Below are 18,371 nucleotides of genomic sequence, written 5' to 3'. Positions count from 1 at the left end.
CAAATGTTAAATCTTTATATTACGAAATGGAGGAATGTTGAAATGGCAGATAAGACTATAGTATGCAAAGATTGCGAAAAAGACTTCATATTTACTGAAGGTGAGCAAGAATTCTACAAAGAAAAAGGATTTGAAAATGATCCAGTAAGATGCCCAGAATGTAGAAAAGCTAGAAAACAACAAAGCAACAACAGAGGATTCAGAAAGTAATTTTTTGAATTGTGTTCCCCGTAAGGTTTTCCTTACGGGGATAATTGTTTTATTTAGACAGCTATAAGGAGTTCTCAAATAATTATATCAGTAATTTTTGAGTTAACTTTAAATATGCTGTTTTTTGCTTTTTTAATAATTAATTTGTTATTTGTTTTATTTCAATGTGAAATATGGTGGTATTGAATAGGAAAAACAATTAAAGAGTTAGATAATATGAAATTTTCAAAAAAATACAAGTAATTATGCAATGTTTAGCGCATATGGGCTATATGTGTTGAAAAGGTTGCAAATATATGATATTCTTTATGTGTGTAAGTTTAGAAATATCAGTTTAATGATGCTTATAAATCAGAATATAATAAATATGGTGGCTGAAGCTTTAGGCTTTAGCCTTAATTTTGTTGATAGGCTAGTTAATAAAATCTATACTTAGATTAAAAGTTTTAAGCAATGAATATACTATGGTAAATCTATTATTTAGGAGGATTTGCCATGGTACTTAAGGTACTTGAGAAAAGGGACATAAACAGTATTTCCAAAAAGCTAGTAATTTTATATATTTTAAATATTACAGATTTATTTTTTACCAACCTTCTTTTACAAACAGGTATGTTTTTTGAAGCAAATAAAATTATGAATTTAGTTATTAATGATACGTTAACAAGTGCTTTAATCAAAATTGTACTACCTCTTATTTTAATTATAGTCTTAAGATATAGAATGAGAGGAGCATCAAGTGAACAGTTAATTAAAGGGAATATCCTAATAAATATAGTACTTATTTTCTATGTTATAGTAAACACTTTCCATGCTGTTTGGATTACTACCTTTTATATAAGGGGGTAGGGATATCTATTAAACTATTTAATAGTTCATAGAAATAAGAGATATACTTATTAAGGACTAAATAAAATAACATAGATTAAAACTGAGGAGGAAAAATTATGGAGCATGAAAAATTTTTAAAAGTTTTGGACAAAGAGCTCGTTGTAGCTTTAGGCTGTACTGAGCCCATTGCCATTGCCTTTGCAGCTGCTATGGCTAGAAAACATGTTAAAGGTGAAAAAGTAGAAGAAGTAAAGGTTTTTGCTAGCAGCAATGTGATTAAAAATGCTATGTCAGTAAATATACCTGGCACAGGCAGTAGTGGAATTAATTTGGCAGCGGCTTTGGGCTCTATAGTGAATAAAGCAGAAAAAAATCTTGAGTTATTAAATGGCCTAGAAAAAGAAGATATTGAAAATGCTAAGAGCATGATAAAGGAAGGCAAAGTTTATATTGACATTGCTAAAACCCCAAAGAAACTGTATATAGAGGCAATTGTAAATACCGAACAGTCCAGTGCAAGAGTAATAATTGAAGACACACATACTAATATTACTTTAATAGAAGTAGATGGACAAACTGTTTACTGCAATAGTTCAGATTGTGCAGTAGAAAATAACGATGTGGATTATAGTATTTTAAATATAGATACTATATGGGATTTTGTCCAAGAATACGATATGGACAAGCTTGAACTAGTGAAAAAGAGTATAGAGCTTAATAGAGTAATAGGTATTGAAGGTCTAAAGAATGCTTATGGACTCCAAGTAGGTAGAACTATTTATAATCAAATGAATAAAGGTATAATAGCAGATGATACTGCAAATTATGCTATGGCATTAACAGCGGCTGGTTCAGATGCAAGAATGGCAGGATGTACTTTAAATGTTATGAGTAATTCAGGCAGTGGAAATCAAGGAATAACTGCTACATTGCCTGTGTATGCAGTGTGGGAAAAGCTAAGATTATCAGAAGATAAGCTAATGAGAGCAGTGACATTAAGTCACCTAATAACAATATATATTAAGTCAAAGTTTGGAAGACTTTCAGCTATCTGTGGAGCAACTGTTGCCTCTACTGGTGCAAGCTGCGGAATTGTGTACCTATTAGGTGGAGATAAAAATTCTATTAAAGCTTCAATTCAGAATATGATGGGTAATGTAACAGGAATGCTTTGTGATGGAGCTAAGGCAGGATGTGCTCTGAAGGTATCAACATGCACTAATGCTGCAGTACACTCAGCAATACTTGCTAAAGAAGGAATATCTATTCAATCAACAGATGGTATTATAGAAAATGATGCTGAAAGAACAATAGATAACCTATGTGCTCTTGGTAATGAGGGAACACGCGAAGCAGACAGAATAATCTTAGATATAATGCTTAGTAAAACAAGATGCTAGAGTAAAATAGTTACTAAAGACAAAACTCTATGAAGCTGATATAATATTGTGGAATAGAGGTGTTAATGTGAGTAATACTGCAGGTAATGGATGTGAAATATTAGTTCCATTTAATGAAAGAAAAGATTTAAAAGAAATAGAAAGAAATATTATAACTAAATATAGAAAACATATATGGTCAAAATTTACTAAGGCGGTTAAAGACTTCAATCTGATTGAAGAAGGTGACAAAATAGCAGTTGCTGTATCTGGCGGGAAAGATAGCATGTTGATGGCAAAGCTTTTTCAAGAACTTCAGCGCCATGGCAAAGTAAAATTTGAACTAGAATTTATTGTTGCTGATCCTGGATATCATCCTAGCATTAAAGAGCTAATGATAGATAATTGCAGCTATCTTGGTATACCGGTGAAGATATATGATTCTCATATATTTGAAATTACTGATAGAATTGCAAAAGACTATCCTTGTTTTATGTGTGCAAAGATGAGAAGAGGAGCTCTATATTCAAAAGCTAAAGAACTTGGCTGTAATAAGCTTGCTTTAGGGCACCATTACAATGATGTAATTGAAACTACACTTTTAAATGTGCTTTATGCCGGTAATTTTAAGACTATGCTGCCAAAGCTTAAAGCAGATAATTTTGATAACATGGAGCTTATTCGTCCAATGTACTATATTGAAGAAACATATATTGAACGATTTACAAGAGAAAGTGGAATATGGCCTCTTAATTGTGCCTGTATGGTAGCAGCCAAGAAAATAGGAAACAAGAGATATGAAGTTAAAGAGCTTATTAATCAGATGAAAGAAAAGTTTGATCAGGTTGATAAATCAATTTTTAAGGCTGCTCAGAATGTAAATATGGATTCTATATTAGGATGGCAAAAAGACGGGCAAAATTATTCTTATTTAGATTTTTATGATGAAGATTAAAATATAAAAAGTGTGAGAAGTACCCTGAAAGATGGACACGAAAAAAGTTGTGTTTCATTACAGGGTGCTTTTTAATTTATTAATATAATAAACTAAAAGAGTGAAACTTTAGAATAAGAAAGCTTATACAACATATTTTTATCATCATTGAATATAAACTTGACCAATAGGAGGCTTTAGGTTATATTTTCTACTATAGGCATGTGAATTTGTTCAAGTTTTAGATAAAAGAATAATATATTATTTTAAGAGAAATAACATTAAGTGATGATTTTATAGAAGAATACAGGAGACGTAACAATTGATAATTGCTACGCACAGTATAAGGAATACAGGAGGGTATTATGCTTAAGATATGGGGCAGAATTGTCAAAAATAATAGAACTATTAAGGATTACGTTGTAACTTCAAATATAGAAGGTGCAAGCTATCAGGATAATTTAAAAGCTTGCATACTTGAATTGTGCAATTTAATGGATTTATCAAAACCCTACTGGCTACCAAGCAATTTGGAGGAGTATAATAAAAGGGGGAAAACAATTTTTAATCAGGATAATTTTATTGAAGAAATAGAATTTGATAGATTTATAATAGAAGAGTTGGATTTAGATAAAAAGTAATATCTTTTGTAATTATGAAAGGATGGAAGGCATGTCTGGAGATAGAATAGAAACTGATGCATATAAAACTAATTCTGAAATCTCTGAAAAACTGAATAGCGAAGACTCTTACTGCTATAAACCGTGGCAGTTTGCAGATTATAAGATAAATGCATGCACCTTAAAAACCACATATGAAGAAGTTGGAATTTGGACATTGCAGCAAGCTATGTTTAGACCGGGATTCAAGGTGGAACATGGAGAAGTTTATATTCCTAACATATTTGCAAAAGTAAGTGGAGTACATGAAAAGTTAAGGCAGTATAGAAAGGAAATGAAGGTGTTAAAAAAACAACCAAATACATTGTTTTTCTATTCTTTTCCTCTATATAGAGCTAGAATTTCTAAACTTACTCCTAAAAGTTATTATTCAGTGTTGGATGCGTCAGGACATATAGATAAATATAAATTGATAAATAGCACCTTTTGGAGATATAGAAATTTAAGAAGTAGTCTTCAAAATATTATTGCAGATAGAATTGTTGATTTTTGTGAACTTTATAGATTTAAAAACTATGAGTCTTGGTCGAATATTGCACCTAAGAATAATATTATGGGAAGTATCGAAGACTTGCTGAAGACTTTTGATATAAGGATTAATTTAACTCCAGAGGGGTTTGAGGCTGCTAAGATAAGAGTGTTCACTATTTTAAATGAAATAGAAGAACCGCTTACAAAACTAATTACAAAGTTTGATTATCCCTATTATATACCAAAAGTTATAGTGTATAATAATGGCAGCAGTTATTCAAAGGTTACCTTTGAAGATGCTGTTAAGTTAATGTTTATGAGCAGTATGGGGATTGATGTTATTATTTTTAATCCATCAGGCTATAATGATATAGAGGATTACATAAGAGAGAAATACTATGATATACACAGGCTAGAGAAGGTGGCATTTAACCTACCTTATAGCAGTTGGACCTGGTTTTAAAATAAATGATAAAGGGGTTTTTGCATTATGAGATTTGCTGAGGAGAATAAAATGCAAGCATTAACTAATGAACAGTCTGGGGAACTATATAATAATGATTTTGAGCTTCGTGAAAAGCTGGAAACTATAAAAAAAGAATTGGAAAAGTCACCAGAGGTTATAGAACTATCTAAACAAGTTGATGTTAAGAGTCCGAATTCAATACTTCAGTTTGGTAGCAAGCCTGCTGAAGAAATATCAAAGTTTTCTGATAAAATTTTAAGCTCTATTAAAACTTCCAGCATTGAGAGCTCCAGCGTAATGCTGCAGGATTTATCAAAGCTTATGAGCAGATTTGATAAAGAAGAGCTTATGGATAAGGATAGGAGTTTTTTAGGCAAGCTATTTTATAATGGTCAAAAAGCAGTGGAAAAGTTATTAAGCAAATATCAAACTCTGGGTAGGGAAATAGACAGGATATATAAACAAATTTCTGATTATAAAAATGAACTTACAAAAACTAATGATATGCTTGATGAGATGTTTGTACAAAACATTGAATACTATAAACAGTTAGAAAAGTATGTTATTGCATGTAATATGGTAATAAATGAGCTAGAAACAGAAGATTTGCCATATTACTCAGAAAAAGCTAAATCAGGTGATCCTTCAGATGCACTGGAACTAGAGGCTGTCAATAATGCAATTGAGATGCTTAAAAATAGGGCTTATGATTTTGAAATGGCAAAGATGGTTGCTATGCAGACTGCACCGCAGATAAGAATAATTCAAAAAGGCAATTTTAAGCTAATAGGAAAGATTCATTCAGCCTTTATAATTACTATACCAATTTTTAAAAATGGACTTATTCAAGCTGTAACGCTTAAAAGACAAAACTTAGTGGCAGATTCAATGGCTGCATTAGATAGGACAACAAATGAACTACTTATAAAAAATGCACAGAACCTAAAAAATCAAAGCATAGAAATTGCAAAACTTTCAAATTCATCAGCTATTAACATTGATACACTTGAGAACACCTGGAAAGCAATTGTAGAAGGAATAAATGAAACAAAGAGAATAGAAGACGAGAATAGAACAGCTAGGGAAGAAAGTATGAAAAAAATCAATAATATGCAAATAGAGTTTATGAAAAAAATTCATTAGTATTAACTTGTTTATATACATAATTCTCCAGTGTATTGTTCAATATATGTATTGGAGGAGGAGTGTAAATGAAAAAAATTATTAGAATTATCGTTATTATATTTGTATGTATTTTACTTTTTGGGGGAGTATTTGTAGGCAAAGTTAAAGCAAAGGAACTACCAGAAGCATTTAAGAAAAACAGTAAATTTTCTGCTGAGGGTTATAGTATAAAGGTTGATTATTTTGTCATTGATAGTGCAGTTAAAGATGTTAATGGTGATAAAATTGAGGATAATATAGCTTTAGTTGGACAGAGAAAGGCTGCTGTTAAGGAAACTTTTAATGCTGATATCAAGCTTATAATTCAAGATGGGAAAAGCAAAAAATATTATTACATATCCCCGGGAAGTATTGTAAATGGGTTTTATTCAAAGCTGTTCTTTGCAGATTTTAATGGTGATAAAGTAAGTGACATATTAGTAAAAATAGATTCCACAACTACTGGCCATCCATCTTATTATAGTTTAATAAGTTTTAGAGATAATAATGTTATAGAACTATTAGATCAGGAGGAATTTTCTAGGGGGATTGGCTTTGATGTGAATCTAAAGGATTCTTTTAATGCGGAAATATCTTGTAAAGAAGCTAATAAAATTGTAAATATAGATGTGAGTCACTTTAGACAGAGGTATGTGGAACTTGGTTTTTGTGATAGTGAGGGTAAGGTTTTAAATAAAATTAAGGGTCATGCTGAACCTTATGAAGAAATTAAGATAGTTGACTATGACAAAGATGGAATATGTGAATTAGAAGGATTTCAAAGAATTTCGGCCACACCAAATAAGGAAATAATAGCCTACGGAAAGTCATTATGGAAATACAATAACTTAAAGTTCAATTTGCAAGCTTTAGATGTATTGCCATATAGCGAATAATGAAAAGGTGTTGTGCTATATTTATAATAATAGCCATAAAGTCATTATACAAACTGTATAATGACTTTATATTTTTATATTAAAATTCTCAAATTCAAAGAGTCCACTTCCTTGTTTTAGTAAATTTTTAGCTTCTATAAAATCAAAAGCAGCTTTTACTTTTTCAATAATGTCAGTGGAAATGTTTAAATCATTATGTGAAGGTAATATCCTTTTTATATTATTTAGGTTGCTGACTTTTATGATGGAATTTTTATACTGAACAGGATCAGTACTTGGATAAAATGCATAAAGAGTCCCTAGATAAATTAAATCCCCTGTGTAGAGATAACCTTTATCTTCTTCCCAAACACAAATATGTCCTGGTGAATGTCCTGGTGTGTGTATTACTTTCAATTTTCTGGAACCTATATCTATAATATCATTATCTAATAAAAGTGAAGATTTACATGGATATATATTGAATTTGTTAATGTCAAATTCAATAGGAGCACTTTTACTAAATGGTTCTTGAATTACATTCTTTCTAATTACCTCTATAGGCACTGGAAGTCCTTTTTTTAACCATTCTGAATCTCCTTCATGAACATATATATCATTAAAAAGATTATGCCCTCCGATGTGATCCCAGTGTGCGTGGGTGGTAACAACTTTTATAGGTAGGTTAGTCAATGAATCAATTTCTGCTTTAATATTTCCTATGCCCAAGCCTGTATCAATTAAAAGGGCATGAGTAGTTCCTATCAAAAGATAGGAGTGCACTTTTTCCCAGTGTCCATATTCACTTATGGCATAAGTGAAATCATCAATTTTTTCTACTGTAAACCAATCACTCACTTTAAGTTCTCCTTAACAAAAATACTTATTACCATATCTTTAACTTTTATTTTACCTTAGTGAAAAGTAAAATACTATAGAAAAAAGGAATTAAATTTGGTAAGGTTAATTTGTAAAAATCATTATTTTACCCAATTTAATATGTATTAAGGTTTTTTATCTAATGAAATATCAATACTTAAAAAAGGAGTTAACAATGGAAGAATATTTAGATACTTTTAATGAAGATGAAGAATGTATAGGAAAAGCTCCAAGAAGTGAAGTTCATAGAATGGGTTATTGGCATCGTACTTTTCAATGCTGGTTTACCTTTGAGGAAAATGGCAAACAATATCTTTTATTTCAAAAAAGATGTGAGAATAAAGACACTTACCCTCTTTTGTTTGATATAACCTCTGCAGGTCATTTATCTACAGGTGAGGATTTGCAACAAGGAGTTAGAGAAATTAAAGAAGAGTTAGGAGTGGATATAGAATTTAATGAGTTATTGCCTATTGGAATTGTTAAACAAAAAAAGATAGAGATAAATCTAAAGGATTATGAGTTTGCACATGTGTTTCTTTTTAGGTCAAAAAATAAAATTACAGACTATAAGCTGCAAAAGGAAGAACTTACCGCTCTTGTGAAGTTGGAGCTTAAAAGCGCAATAGAGCTTTTTAATAACAAGGTTAATAAAGTAAAATTAGTAGGTATAACCTTTGACGGAAATAATGACTACAAAGATGCTGAATTTGAGGCAACAAAGGAAAGTTTTGTTCCTCATGGAGATAAATATTATAATTTGGTCTTTAGTGCTGCTGAAAAACTTCTTTCTCAAAAAAATATATAAAATTGTAAACTTCTTCATTGGATAATTAATATGATAAAAATCATAATAATATATAATACTTAAAATGGAGGAGTGTGTATGAGTAATAAAAAAGCAACAGTTGTAGCTGGTGCAGAAGAAAAAATGGATAAGTTCAAGGAAGAAGTAGCAAGAGAAGTAGGTGTAAACTTGGAAGAAAATAAAAAATATCAATTGTGGGGTCGTGTTCCGGCTGAGAGATGCGGAGAAGTTGGTGGCAATATGGTAAAAAAGATGATAGAGAGCTATGAAAAGAAATTAATAGAATAAGATAATATAGAAGTAATTTGGAGTGATAAAAAATTATACCCGCAATAATCATCATTATACTTGATGTTTTTGCGGGTATAGCTGCCTTTGCCTTTTTTAGTTTTATGGATTCCTGTTCCTCTACCAATTTCAGATGTGTTAAATTTACGCTGATTTAATTCCAGCTTATTCATATCAATTGTCATTTTCATGTTTTTAGTTAATTCTTTCTTTGATTTTCCCACTTATATCATTCCTTTCAAATGTACTATATTTTAATAGTATTATATAATAGTATAAAAAACAATAGAGGTTCACACTTATAGAACAATTAATTATATGTTGAGGTAATCCGGTAACACTAATTAGATAAGTATAAAAAGCTGCAGCTATAAACAAGCACCGCAGCCTTTTTTTATTTAATTTAATTTAAAGAATCGCTGCCATTCATTGGAGCTGTAGTTTTTACTGAGTTTTCTTCTATAGATTTTTTTTGATAATCATATTTTACTGCATTTCCATATATGAAATCTTCTTCATAGCCCTCTGGGGTAGAAAGCTGTATTAGAAATAACTTTTCATTTACCCCTTTGGGAAGAAGGTCATCTTGTACTATAGAAATTATAGAAGCACCAGTTCTTGATGGCTCACCAACTAAGGCAATTTGATTATCATATTTTTTCATTGATTTTACATTGAAGTCATATATTAAGAGATTAATATTTCTATGAGAATCACATACTATATTCTCTCGGAAATTAAGACTACCTTCAAAATCAAAAGTAGAACTTGCACCCAATGGGTACATAAATATTTTGTGCCTAGCTTCTGAAATTTTAGTAGGCATATATAGCCAGCCTCTATAGTAGAAATCTCTCCAAGCAGGTGTATAAACTGGTCTTGAGTATTTCTTGTTGCTATATAACATTGAGTATTTTACACTAGTGCCTTTATTTATAACGTCCTTTAAAGATATTGCTTCAAAAGGAGGCTTCTCACTGACAGATTCTCTAGTATCACTCTCGTACATAGTAGTTTTATCTTTCGGAAGAATATAGTCTATAAATTCCATTGCTGGGTCATCTTCATCAATTATTACATTAATATTTGGATTTTGTATTTTAATTTCTGTGGCATGAACAAAGTTGTTGTAACCTAAAGTGAAGCCTTGAATAAATATTAAAGTACAGAGGAATGGGATGATAAAACTGATAATCGTAATATTTTTTTTGATACGCATAATTTAACACCCTCTTTATAAAATATTATTTGTATTTTTAAGATATTTACACAAAAAATTTACTGATTTTTATTGGATAAAATTTACATGAAAGTTAGGTTTCAATCATAAAATTAAATAAGAAAAAGTTTACATCTAAATGCAAGGGAGAAAATGGAGGTGTAGTATGTATAATTTATTATTTACTAATGAAAAAGGAAGTAATTTAAGTGAAGAATTACTTCATGATTTAATTGAACATATTGATTGTACAATTGGTGGTTACTTGGTAAAGGCAGTTAAAGATAAATCAAATGAAAATATAATAACTTTTGATTTGACTTCTTTATATGATGGTGAAGAGGGAAATATTTTTTTGGAAATAGATGATTTCACTGGTATTTCAAAGCTTAATCCATCTATTCTAGAAGTTAAAGGTGTAGAAATATTAAGAAAGAGTTTTGCCTCCAGAGAGCTGATAATAATGGATGAAATAGGGTATTTTGAACCAAAGGCACCTCAATTCGCTAGGGATGTATTTAGAATACTTGATAGTAATAAGGTAGTATTAGGTATATTGGAAGCAAAGAAATGTAATTACATAAATAGTGTTATAGCAAGAGAAGATGTTATTATTCTTAAGGTAACTTCTGATAATCTGCATCAGGTTAAAGAACAAGCTCTGCAGCTACTAAAAAAATGGGATGTAAAAATAAAATGACTTATATTAATGGTTAAGACGCTGAGTGATTATACTTAGCGCCTTTTTCAGTTTTAAATTAACTTATTATTATAGTATAATTTAGTAAGGAGAATATTTAAGTAAGAATTCTTAGATTTATTAAATAAATAAGCTATAAAGGAGGATTTTAACATGGGGGGGAATTTTGATAAAATAACTAAAAGGAAGAATACAAAATCAGTAAAATGGGATTTAAAGTCTGAGGATATATTGCCTATGTGGGTAGCTGATATGGATTTTGAAGTGGCTTTTGCAATTGCTGATGCTATAAAAAAGAGGGCAGAACATCCGGTATATGGGTATACCATGGCTGGAGAGGAATATTATGAGGCAATATGTTCTTGGTGGAGAAAAAGACACAACTTTGATATATATAAGGAATGGATTTGTTATAGTCCAGGTGTTGTACCAGCTATAAACATGCTTATTAAAGCTTTTACTAAACAGGGTGATAAAGTTATGATGGGAGTTCCTGTTTATCATCCTTTTTTTGAAGCAATAAAAAACAATGGCTGTAATTTAATACAGAGTGAGCTTAAATACGAGAATGGAAGCTATTCTATGGACTTTCATGATATTGAAGATAAAATGAAAAGTGAAAATATAAAATTATTTATACTTTGCAGTCCACATAATCCAGTAGGAAGGGTTTGGACAAAAGAGGAGCTAACAAGACTTGGAGATTTATGTGTAAAGTATAACGTGCTGATAATATCAGATGAAATACATTGCGATTTGGTTTATAAAGGCTATAAACATATACCAATTGCGTCTATTTGCAAAGAATATAGTGATATCACAGCTACTTGCGTTGCTCCAAGTAAAACTTTTAATATAGCAGGACTTCAAACAGCATCAGTGATTATTGCCAATGAAGAGTTGAGGGCTAAATTTAATTCTGTACTTGAAAGTAATGGTTTAATGGGACCAAATATGTTTGGAATTGAAGCTACAGAAGCAGCTTATAAGTATGGAGAACCATGGCTTGATGAACTTCTTATCTACTTACAGAATAATTTAAATTATTTATTAGAATACATGAATGAAAAAATGCCTAGATTAAGGGTAGTAGTGCCTCAAGGAACGTATCTTGTATGGGTGGACTTTAGTGATTATGGATTAAATTCTACTGAACTACATGAAAGATTGCTGGAAAAGGGAAAAGTATGGTTTAATGAAGGTTACATATTTGGAGATGCTGGAAAGAACTTTGAAAGAATAAATATTGCATGCCCAAGAGAAGTTCTAATTGAAGGACTTCATCGAATTGAAAAAGCATTAGAGGGTATTTAGACTTAAGTTAAAAAGAGGTAATGATAATGGATGAAAGTAAGCTTTTACAATTAATTGAGAGAGATCCTAATTACATAAAATCAATAGATAATCCTACTGAAACAATGAAATTAACTGCAGTAAAAAACAATGGTGCAATACTAAAATATATTGAAAATCCATCAGAGGAATTACTTTGGGAGGCATTAAAATCTAACGTATGGTCTATAGAATACATTGAAAGCCCTACTGAGGAAATGTGCCTATATGCTGTGGAGAAGGCTTGGAATAGTTTAAAATATATAAAAAACCCTTCAAGTAATGTGTGCGAAAGAGCAGTTGCTATGAAAGGGTGGGCAATTCAATATATAGGTAATCCAAGCTTAGATTTACAGCTTCTTTCAGTAAACAAGGACTGGGATTCCATTCAATACATTGAAAATCCATCTGAAGAGATTCAATTAGCAGCAGTAGAAAATTATGCAGGAGCACTTAAGTACATAAAAAAGCCAACTTTTAAGGTGCTAAGAAATGCAATAAAGAAAAATGCCCAGGCGGTAACCTATATTGATAATATGAAAGCTGATGAGCTTAGAAGTTTTATTTATGATAACATAGATGTAGTAAAGTATATTGATGAAAATATTTATATGCCAATGATTGAAGAAATTTTAAAAGAAAAGTTTAGAGAAAATGATTTGGATAGTTCCTATATGGTTAAGTTTATGGAATGTGGAGCTATTAATATGGATAAGATTAGCTTTGTTTATAAGTATGGTAATAAAAGAGCAAAGCAATTGCTAGTTGACTATCAGCTTTCAAATTAGGTGAAACGAAGGAAGAAAGACAAGGTGATTTGAGATGAATTTTGAAGATGCACTACTTAGTGTAGAATTAGTGCTTGACAGTGGAGCTGTGCCGCTTATAATTGGTGAGAGCGGCATTGGCAAAACTTCGCTTATAAAAAAGTTATGCAGTAAAAAAAATTATTATGGCATTACTTTAGATGGTAACATGCTGAAAGAAGGAGAAATAGGTGGACTTCCTACTGTTGATGAATATAGCGTAACTTTAAAGGGGAGAGAAATAAAAAGAAAGAAAACAACATATGCAGTACACACTAAACTCCTTGAGATTGACAATGTATTGATGGAACAGCCTGATAGGAAGATATTACTATTTATCGACGAAATTAATAGATGTGAACACACTGTTCAGCAGGAACTTATGAATATAATTTTAAACAGAGAAATTAATAGCTATATACTTCCAGAAAATGTAATGGTAATTGCAGCTATGAATCCTTCAAGTAAATATGAAAAGTACAGTGATAGTGAGTACCAGGTAGTTGATATGGACCCAGCTCAGGAAGACAGGTTTGTCTGGCTAGAGATGGAGGCAGACGTAAAGTCTTGGATAGATTGGGGAATGAGAATAAGTGATAAAAATCCAAATGATAGCAATATTCATGAGGATGTACTTCTTTTTATATCAAGCTTTCCAGAATTACTACATACCCCTCATTCAACGGAAATGATTAAGGCTACTCCAAGGAGCTGGGAGAGGGTATCTGACAGTTACAGAGTTTATTTGAAAAGGAAAAATCACTTGCCTTGGAATATTTTCTTTAATGTATTAAAGGGAAATGTAGGACCAAGTATAGCTCAGGAGTTTTATAGCTTTGTAGATAATAATAAAGACCCACTTATTAAAGCTGAAGAAATATTTGAAAACTATGAGATTAGTGATGCGATAAAAACTAGGATACTTAAGGAAAGTCATTCAAGATTATACATTGCTGCAAGAAATATTCTTAATTATTTGGAAAAATCTGATCCAAGAAAGGATAAAGTAGATATTTTTTCAAAGTTTTTAAATAACTATCCTGCTGATTTGAAGCTTGGAATAATGAAGGATATTAAAGAAAGCTTTAGTGAAAAACTATACGGAGAATTTCTTGAGAATGATAACTTTATTGAAGGATATTTTTCAACCTATATTGAAAATGAGGGATAGTATGCTTAAGGAAAATAAATTTGATTTTTTAAGAAGAGAGCTGCTTTCAGAAGTTTATAATTTTAATGAAAATGAAAATTTAAATGAAGCTTTTAATGAGAAATTTTATAAATTAATAGAAATGTGTACTTTTTCACTAATGAGGGATAGTGACAACTTTTTTGCTCTTTTTATAATTCAAATGAAAAGGGAAATAAAACTTGATTTGTCTACTGCAATAGCTACAATCCCCAGCGGAACATATTTCACAATGTATTTTAATCCAATGATTTTTTTAGAGTGCACATTAAAGGAAATGCAAGCTCTTATAAAACATGAAGTTTATCATATTTTAAGCCTTCATTATATTAGGGCAGGTGCATTAAGAAGAAAATATAGTACTCTTGCAATAAATGTTGCTATGGATATTTCTATAAATCAATATATTATTAATTTACCGGTATGGTGTGAAAAATTAGAAACTGCCAGGCTAAGTTTTAATGTTGACTTAGATGAAGAAGAAACAATGGAGAAGTATGCTGAGGAAATTCAGTATGCTATAGATAGACTGAGCAAAGAAAAGAAAATGGAGTATAAAATTAATAATAATTCAGAGGATAATTTTATAAAACATAGGCATAATGAGGAAAAAACTCATGATTTGTGGAATGAAAAGTATGAACAGGATCAAATTAAGGAACTTATTAAGAAAACGGCTAATAATGCAGCCAAAGGTAAGCTTCCAGATGCTGTAGAAAAAATGATGAAAGAACTGAATAAAAAAGCAGATATAGGTTGGAAGGAATACTTAAAAAGGATGCTTGGAACGTTGCCGTCGGGGCACAAAAAAACTGTGACTAGAAAAAGTAGAAGACAGCCAGATAGATTAGATTTAAGAGGAAAATTATCAAGACATATTGCACAAATTATTGTGGCAATAGACATAAGTGGAAGTATATCAGACAAAGAAATTGAACAAATAATGATAGAAGTATTTTCTATGGTGAAAAATTATCCCTCTGAAATTACGATAATAGAGTGTGATAGTGAAATAAGAAGGATATATAAGGTGAAGGATAAGAAAGATATACGGCAAAAACTTGAGACTAAGGGTAGTACAAAATTTTCACCGGTTTTTCAATATATAAATGAAAACAATATGAGGAATCACCTTCTAATCTATTTTACTGATGGAATTGGAGAGAGGCAATTAGCAGTAAAACCAATAAACTATAGTACCTTATGGGTGCTAACAGGTAAAGGGGAAAAATTATCGCTTGAAAAACCCTTTGGTGTTATAAAGAAACTTTCTAATGTAAATAAGATTGAAACAGACTTTGACTATGCAGGTAAAGAAGAAATGAAAGAATATAGGAATATTGAATGGGCAAAATAGTGTGGCTTTGGCTTGTTAACCAAAGCCATTTTTTAGATTAATTTAGTAATGGATGCTAGTTTTATAGCTTGCTCTTCTGCGGCTCTAATTTCAGTATCATCTATATGCTTATTATCATATCTTTCACTATTTTTTGTTAATATAATAATTGCGCCTATTACAGTGTCATCTATAGAGATTGGCTGTATGTATTGCTCGCAAAATTCGCTGTAATTTTCATCGTTAGTTAAAGCAATGAAATTTTTTTCATCTCTAGTATTATTTATATATATGGACTTATTTTTTTTAAGTTCGTAAAAGAGTACATTTGTTATATGCTTACCAATATAAGTTTTAATATCACTTATTTCCAGCAAAAACATATCAGTATCACAGATACAAACTGTATGTCCATTAATTTTAAAAATCGTTTCAGCGAAGGAATTCAGATATTTGTGGGTGTATAGGTTTGAATTTCTTCTAAATTCACTTCTTTCAACTGCTCCCATTGTAAGCTCACGCGAATCTCTTTCTGTAGCAAAACCAGTGTCAAGTACCATTGTTGTGCTGCTCTTATTATTACAATCGCTTATGGTTTTCATTGCCATTCCTCCAATAATATAAGTATAGCTATAGTATTCTAATACTCACAAAGGATTATGCAATACAAAAGAGTCTGATGTAGTAAAAATACTGAAAACTACTTTATAGAATTTAAATATTGTTGAAAAGCATTAATTTGATTTAAATTGAGGCAAATTCTAGTTTTAGTGAGATGTTTGCGGATAATAGGTTTAAATGTGGATAATTAGCAATATTATGCATGTATTTGAAGGTGGATAATATTGACACAGATTACTCTAAAATATAAAATATTATTCTGTAACAAATATATTGGAGGGGATAATATGTTTGAAGAAAATGGAAGTATATCTATACATACTGAGAATATTTTTCCAATTATAAAAAGGTGGTTGTATTCTGATAAGGATATATTTGTAAGAGAACTTATAAGTAATGGCTGTGATGCTATTAGCAAATTAAAAAGATTAAATTCTTTAGGAGAAGCAAATATTCCAACGGATACTAAATTTGAAATAAAAGTATTTATTAACAAAAATGCTGGTACTATTAAATTCACTGATAATGGAATAGGAATGACGGCTGAAGAAGTTAAAAAGTATATTAACCAAGTGGCTTTTTCAGGAGCAGAGGATTTTTTACAAAAATACAAAGAAAAAATTGATGAAGCTAATGATATTATTGGACATTTTGGTTTAGGCTTTTATTCTGCATTTATGGTTGCAGAAAAAGTTGAAATTGATACTCTTTCCTATGTAGAAGGTTCTGAGGCAGTAAATTGGGTCTGTGATGGAGGAACTGAATATGCAATAAAACCTTCTGGGCTAAGTGAAAGAGGAACAATAATAACACTGCATCTAGATGAGGAAGGTAAGGAATTCCTGGATTACTACAAATTAAGTGAGATAATCAAAAAGCACTGCGCATTTTTACCTACTGAGATATATCTTATAGATGAAGCTGAAGAAAAAAAGGAAGAAAATGAAGAGAAAAAATTACCACTAAATGATACTAACCCATTATGGATGAAAAATCCTAAGGATTGCACTGAGGAAGAATATAAGGAGTTTTATAAGAAAGTTTTTAATGACTATAGAGATCCTTTATTCTGGATACACCTAAATGTTGACTATCCTTTTAACCTAAAGGGAATACTTTATTTCCCAAAGCTTGAGCACGAACTCAATGCCTCAGAAGGACAAGTAAAACTCTATAATAACCAAGTTTTTGTAGCTGATAATATTAAAGAAGTTATACCAGAATTTTTGTTGCTCCTAAAAGGTGTGGTGGATTGTTCAGACTTACCTCTTAATGTTTCAAGAAGTTTTTTACAAAGGGATACAAATGTTAATAAGATATCTAGACATATTACAAATAAGGTAGCTGACAAGCTTACTGATCTCTTTAAAAAAGAGAGAGAAAAATTCAATGAATATTGGAGCGATATTCATATCTTCATTAAGTATGGCTGCATGAGAGACGAAAAGTTTTACGACAAAGTAAAAAATATTATAATCTTTAAATCAACAAATGAAGATTATGTTACTTTGGATCAGTATTTTGAAAACAATGGTATAGAAAAAGATTCTCAAAACAAGCAAGTATTTTATGCTTCTGATGAGAAGCAGCAAGCTCAATATATTAGATTGTTTAAAGAACAAAATTTAGAAGCAGTAATCTTGAATTCTGCCATCGATACTCATTTTATAAGCTTTTTGGAAATGAAAGAGGCAGGGGTAAAGTTTAGCAGGATAGATTCTGATTTAGCTAGTACATTGAAGGACGAAATGGAAAAAGATGATACTATTCTTGATTCAAAATTAGAAAATATATTTAAAAAAGCATTAAACAAGGATAGCTTAAAGATAAAAATAGAGGGCTTGAAATCAGATGAAATGCCTGCCCTTATGCTTCTGTCAGAGCAATCAAGAAGAATGCAGGAAATGAGCGCCATGTTTGGTGGTATGGATGTAAAAAATATGTTCCCAAGTGAAGAAACTTTGGTTTTAAATAAAAATAATAGTTTAGTTCAATCAATTATAAATCTAAATAATGAAAATGATTTAAGTGAAGATCATATACTAATCTGCGAATATGTTTATGATTTAGCAGTTATGAGCCAAAGACCTCTAGAGGGGGAAGAGATGGCAGGTTTTATAAAGAGAAGCAATACACTTTTAAGCCGTATTCTAGTAAAGTAAAACAACAAAGCCCACAGAAAT

21 protein-coding genes are annotated in these 18,371 nt (G+C 30.6%); 17 read left to right on the top strand and 4 right to left on the bottom strand.

Features of this window, described 5'->3' with window-relative positions; all coding sequences use genetic code 11:
* The first annotated feature begins 42 nt into the window (after nucleotides 1-42).
* The 9 genes from bsdE14_RS01480 (at nucleotide 43) to bsdE14_RS01440 (ending at nucleotide 7,031) form a co-directional block, all read left to right on the top strand.
* Nucleotides 43-210: a zinc-ribbon domain-containing protein gene (locus bsdE14_RS01480; RefSeq protein WP_264848149.1), complete on the top strand. Its 168-nt coding sequence runs from the start codon at nucleotides 43-45 to the stop codon at nucleotides 208-210.
* Nucleotides 211-520: 310 nt separating this feature from the next.
* The gene (locus bsdE14_RS01475; RefSeq protein WP_264848148.1) at nucleotides 521-646 is read left to right on the top strand and encodes a hypothetical protein; all 126 of its coding nucleotides are present in this window, start codon (nucleotides 521-523) and stop codon (nucleotides 644-646) included.
* 59 nt (nucleotides 647-705) lie between these two features.
* Nucleotides 706-1,059, top strand: a complete 354-nt coding sequence (locus bsdE14_RS01470; RefSeq protein ID WP_264848147.1) for a DUF5658 family protein — start codon at nucleotides 706-708, stop codon at nucleotides 1,057-1,059.
* A 98-nt stretch (nucleotides 1,060-1,157) separates the two neighbouring features.
* The gene (locus bsdE14_RS01465; protein WP_264848146.1) at nucleotides 1,158-2,441 is read left to right on the top strand and encodes an L-cysteine desulfidase family protein; all 1,284 of its coding nucleotides are present in this window, start codon (nucleotides 1,158-1,160) and stop codon (nucleotides 2,439-2,441) included.
* Nucleotides 2,442-2,508: 67 nt separating this feature from the next.
* Nucleotides 2,509-3,375 carry a tRNA 2-thiocytidine biosynthesis TtcA family protein gene (locus tag bsdE14_RS01460; RefSeq protein ID WP_264848145.1) on the top strand — a complete coding sequence of 289 codons (867 nt, stop codon included), beginning with the start codon at nucleotides 2,509-2,511 and terminating at the stop codon, nucleotides 3,373-3,375.
* Between the two features lie 344 nt (nucleotides 3,376-3,719).
* Entirely contained in the window at nucleotides 3,720-3,995 is a 276-nt protein-coding gene (locus bsdE14_RS01455) for a hypothetical protein (RefSeq protein ID WP_264848144.1), read from the top strand.
* A 31-nt stretch (nucleotides 3,996-4,026) separates the two neighbouring features.
* Nucleotides 4,027-4,968, top strand: coding sequence for a YceG family protein (locus bsdE14_RS01450; protein WP_264848142.1), 942 nt, complete (start codon nucleotides 4,027-4,029; stop codon nucleotides 4,966-4,968).
* 27 nt (nucleotides 4,969-4,995) lie between these two features.
* Entirely contained in the window at nucleotides 4,996-6,114 is a 1,119-nt protein-coding gene (locus tag bsdE14_RS01445; protein WP_264848141.1) for a toxic anion resistance protein, read from the top strand.
* A gap of 68 nt (nucleotides 6,115-6,182) precedes the next feature.
* Entirely contained in the window at nucleotides 6,183-7,031 is an 849-nt protein-coding gene (locus bsdE14_RS01440) for a YybI family spore inner coat protein (RefSeq protein ID WP_264848140.1), read from the top strand.
* A gap of 66 nt (nucleotides 7,032-7,097) precedes the next feature.
* Here the strand turns inward: bsdE14_RS01440 and bsdE14_RS01435 are convergent, their stop codons facing one another.
* A complete protein-coding gene (locus tag bsdE14_RS01435) occupies nucleotides 7,098-7,868 on the bottom strand; it encodes an MBL fold metallo-hydrolase (RefSeq protein WP_264848139.1) in 771 nt (256 codons plus the stop codon).
* 196 nt (nucleotides 7,869-8,064) lie between these two features.
* On the opposite strand from bsdE14_RS01435, the gene bsdE14_RS01430 reads away from it, so the two are divergent.
* Together bsdE14_RS01430 and bsdE14_RS01425 are read left to right on the top strand one after the other, a co-directional pair.
* Complete coding sequence (locus bsdE14_RS01430; protein WP_264848138.1) at nucleotides 8,065-8,697, top strand: NUDIX hydrolase; 633 nt, start codon at nucleotides 8,065-8,067, stop codon at nucleotides 8,695-8,697.
* A gap of 78 nt (nucleotides 8,698-8,775) precedes the next feature.
* A complete protein-coding gene (locus bsdE14_RS01425) occupies nucleotides 8,776-8,985 on the top strand; it encodes an alpha/beta-type small acid-soluble spore protein (protein ID WP_264848137.1) in 210 nt (69 codons plus the stop codon).
* Here the strand turns inward: bsdE14_RS01425 and bsdE14_RS01420 are convergent.
* Together bsdE14_RS01420 and bsdE14_RS01415 are read right to left on the bottom strand one after the other, a co-directional pair.
* Nucleotides 8,961-9,209: a hypothetical protein gene (locus tag bsdE14_RS01420; RefSeq protein WP_264848136.1), complete on the bottom strand. Its 249-nt coding sequence runs from the start codon at nucleotides 9,207-9,209 to the stop codon at nucleotides 8,961-8,963. The genes bsdE14_RS01425 and bsdE14_RS01420 overlap by 25 nt on opposite strands.
* 179 nt (nucleotides 9,210-9,388) lie before the next feature.
* Nucleotides 9,389-10,204 carry a hypothetical protein gene (locus tag bsdE14_RS01415; protein WP_264848135.1) on the bottom strand — a complete coding sequence of 272 codons (816 nt, stop codon included), beginning with the start codon at nucleotides 10,202-10,204 and terminating at the stop codon, nucleotides 9,389-9,391.
* Nucleotides 10,205-10,370: 166 nt separating this feature from the next.
* Between bsdE14_RS01415 and bsdE14_RS01410 the strand changes: the two genes are divergently transcribed.
* The 5 genes from bsdE14_RS01410 (at nucleotide 10,371) to bsdE14_RS01390 (ending at nucleotide 15,588) form a co-directional block, all read left to right on the top strand.
* Nucleotides 10,371-10,904 (top strand): nucleoside-triphosphatase, encoded by a 534-nt coding sequence (locus bsdE14_RS01410; RefSeq protein ID WP_264848134.1) that lies wholly within the window; start codon nucleotides 10,371-10,373, stop codon nucleotides 10,902-10,904.
* Between the two features lie 153 nt (nucleotides 10,905-11,057).
* A complete protein-coding gene (locus tag bsdE14_RS01405; protein WP_264848133.1) occupies nucleotides 11,058-12,218 on the top strand; it encodes a MalY/PatB family protein in 1,161 nt (386 codons plus the stop codon).
* 26 nt (nucleotides 12,219-12,244) lie between these two features.
* Entirely contained in the window at nucleotides 12,245-13,024 is a 780-nt protein-coding gene (locus bsdE14_RS01400; RefSeq protein WP_264848132.1) for a hypothetical protein, read from the top strand.
* A gap of 34 nt (nucleotides 13,025-13,058) precedes the next feature.
* Nucleotides 13,059-14,213 carry an AAA family ATPase gene (locus bsdE14_RS01395; RefSeq protein WP_264848131.1) on the top strand — a complete coding sequence of 385 codons (1,155 nt, stop codon included), beginning with the start codon at nucleotides 13,059-13,061 and terminating at the stop codon, nucleotides 14,211-14,213.
* Nucleotide 14,214: 1 nt separating this feature from the next.
* Nucleotides 14,215-15,588: a vWA domain-containing protein gene (locus tag bsdE14_RS01390; RefSeq protein ID WP_264848130.1), complete on the top strand. Its 1,374-nt coding sequence runs from the start codon at nucleotides 14,215-14,217 to the stop codon at nucleotides 15,586-15,588.
* A 32-nt stretch (nucleotides 15,589-15,620) separates the two neighbouring features.
* Here bsdE14_RS01390 and bsdE14_RS01385 read toward each other — a convergent pair whose 3' ends face one another.
* Nucleotides 15,621-16,169: a stage V sporulation T C-terminal domain-containing protein gene (locus bsdE14_RS01385; RefSeq protein ID WP_264848129.1), complete on the bottom strand. Its 549-nt coding sequence runs from the start codon at nucleotides 16,167-16,169 to the stop codon at nucleotides 15,621-15,623.
* A 306-nt stretch (nucleotides 16,170-16,475) separates the two neighbouring features.
* Here bsdE14_RS01385 and htpG point away from each other — a divergent pair, with 306 nt between their 5' ends.
* Nucleotides 16,476-18,350: a molecular chaperone HtpG gene (htpG, locus tag bsdE14_RS01380; RefSeq protein WP_264848128.1), complete on the top strand. Its 1,875-nt coding sequence runs from the start codon at nucleotides 16,476-16,478 to the stop codon at nucleotides 18,348-18,350.
* Nucleotides 18,351-18,371 lie beyond the last annotated feature (21 nt).

This window comes from Clostridium omnivorum, from assembly GCF_026012015.1.
Taxonomy (GTDB): domain Bacteria; phylum Bacillota; class Clostridia; order Clostridiales; family Clostridiaceae; genus Clostridium_AX; species Clostridium_AX omnivorum.
This window is presented reverse-complemented; position numbering and strand designations above follow the sequence as displayed.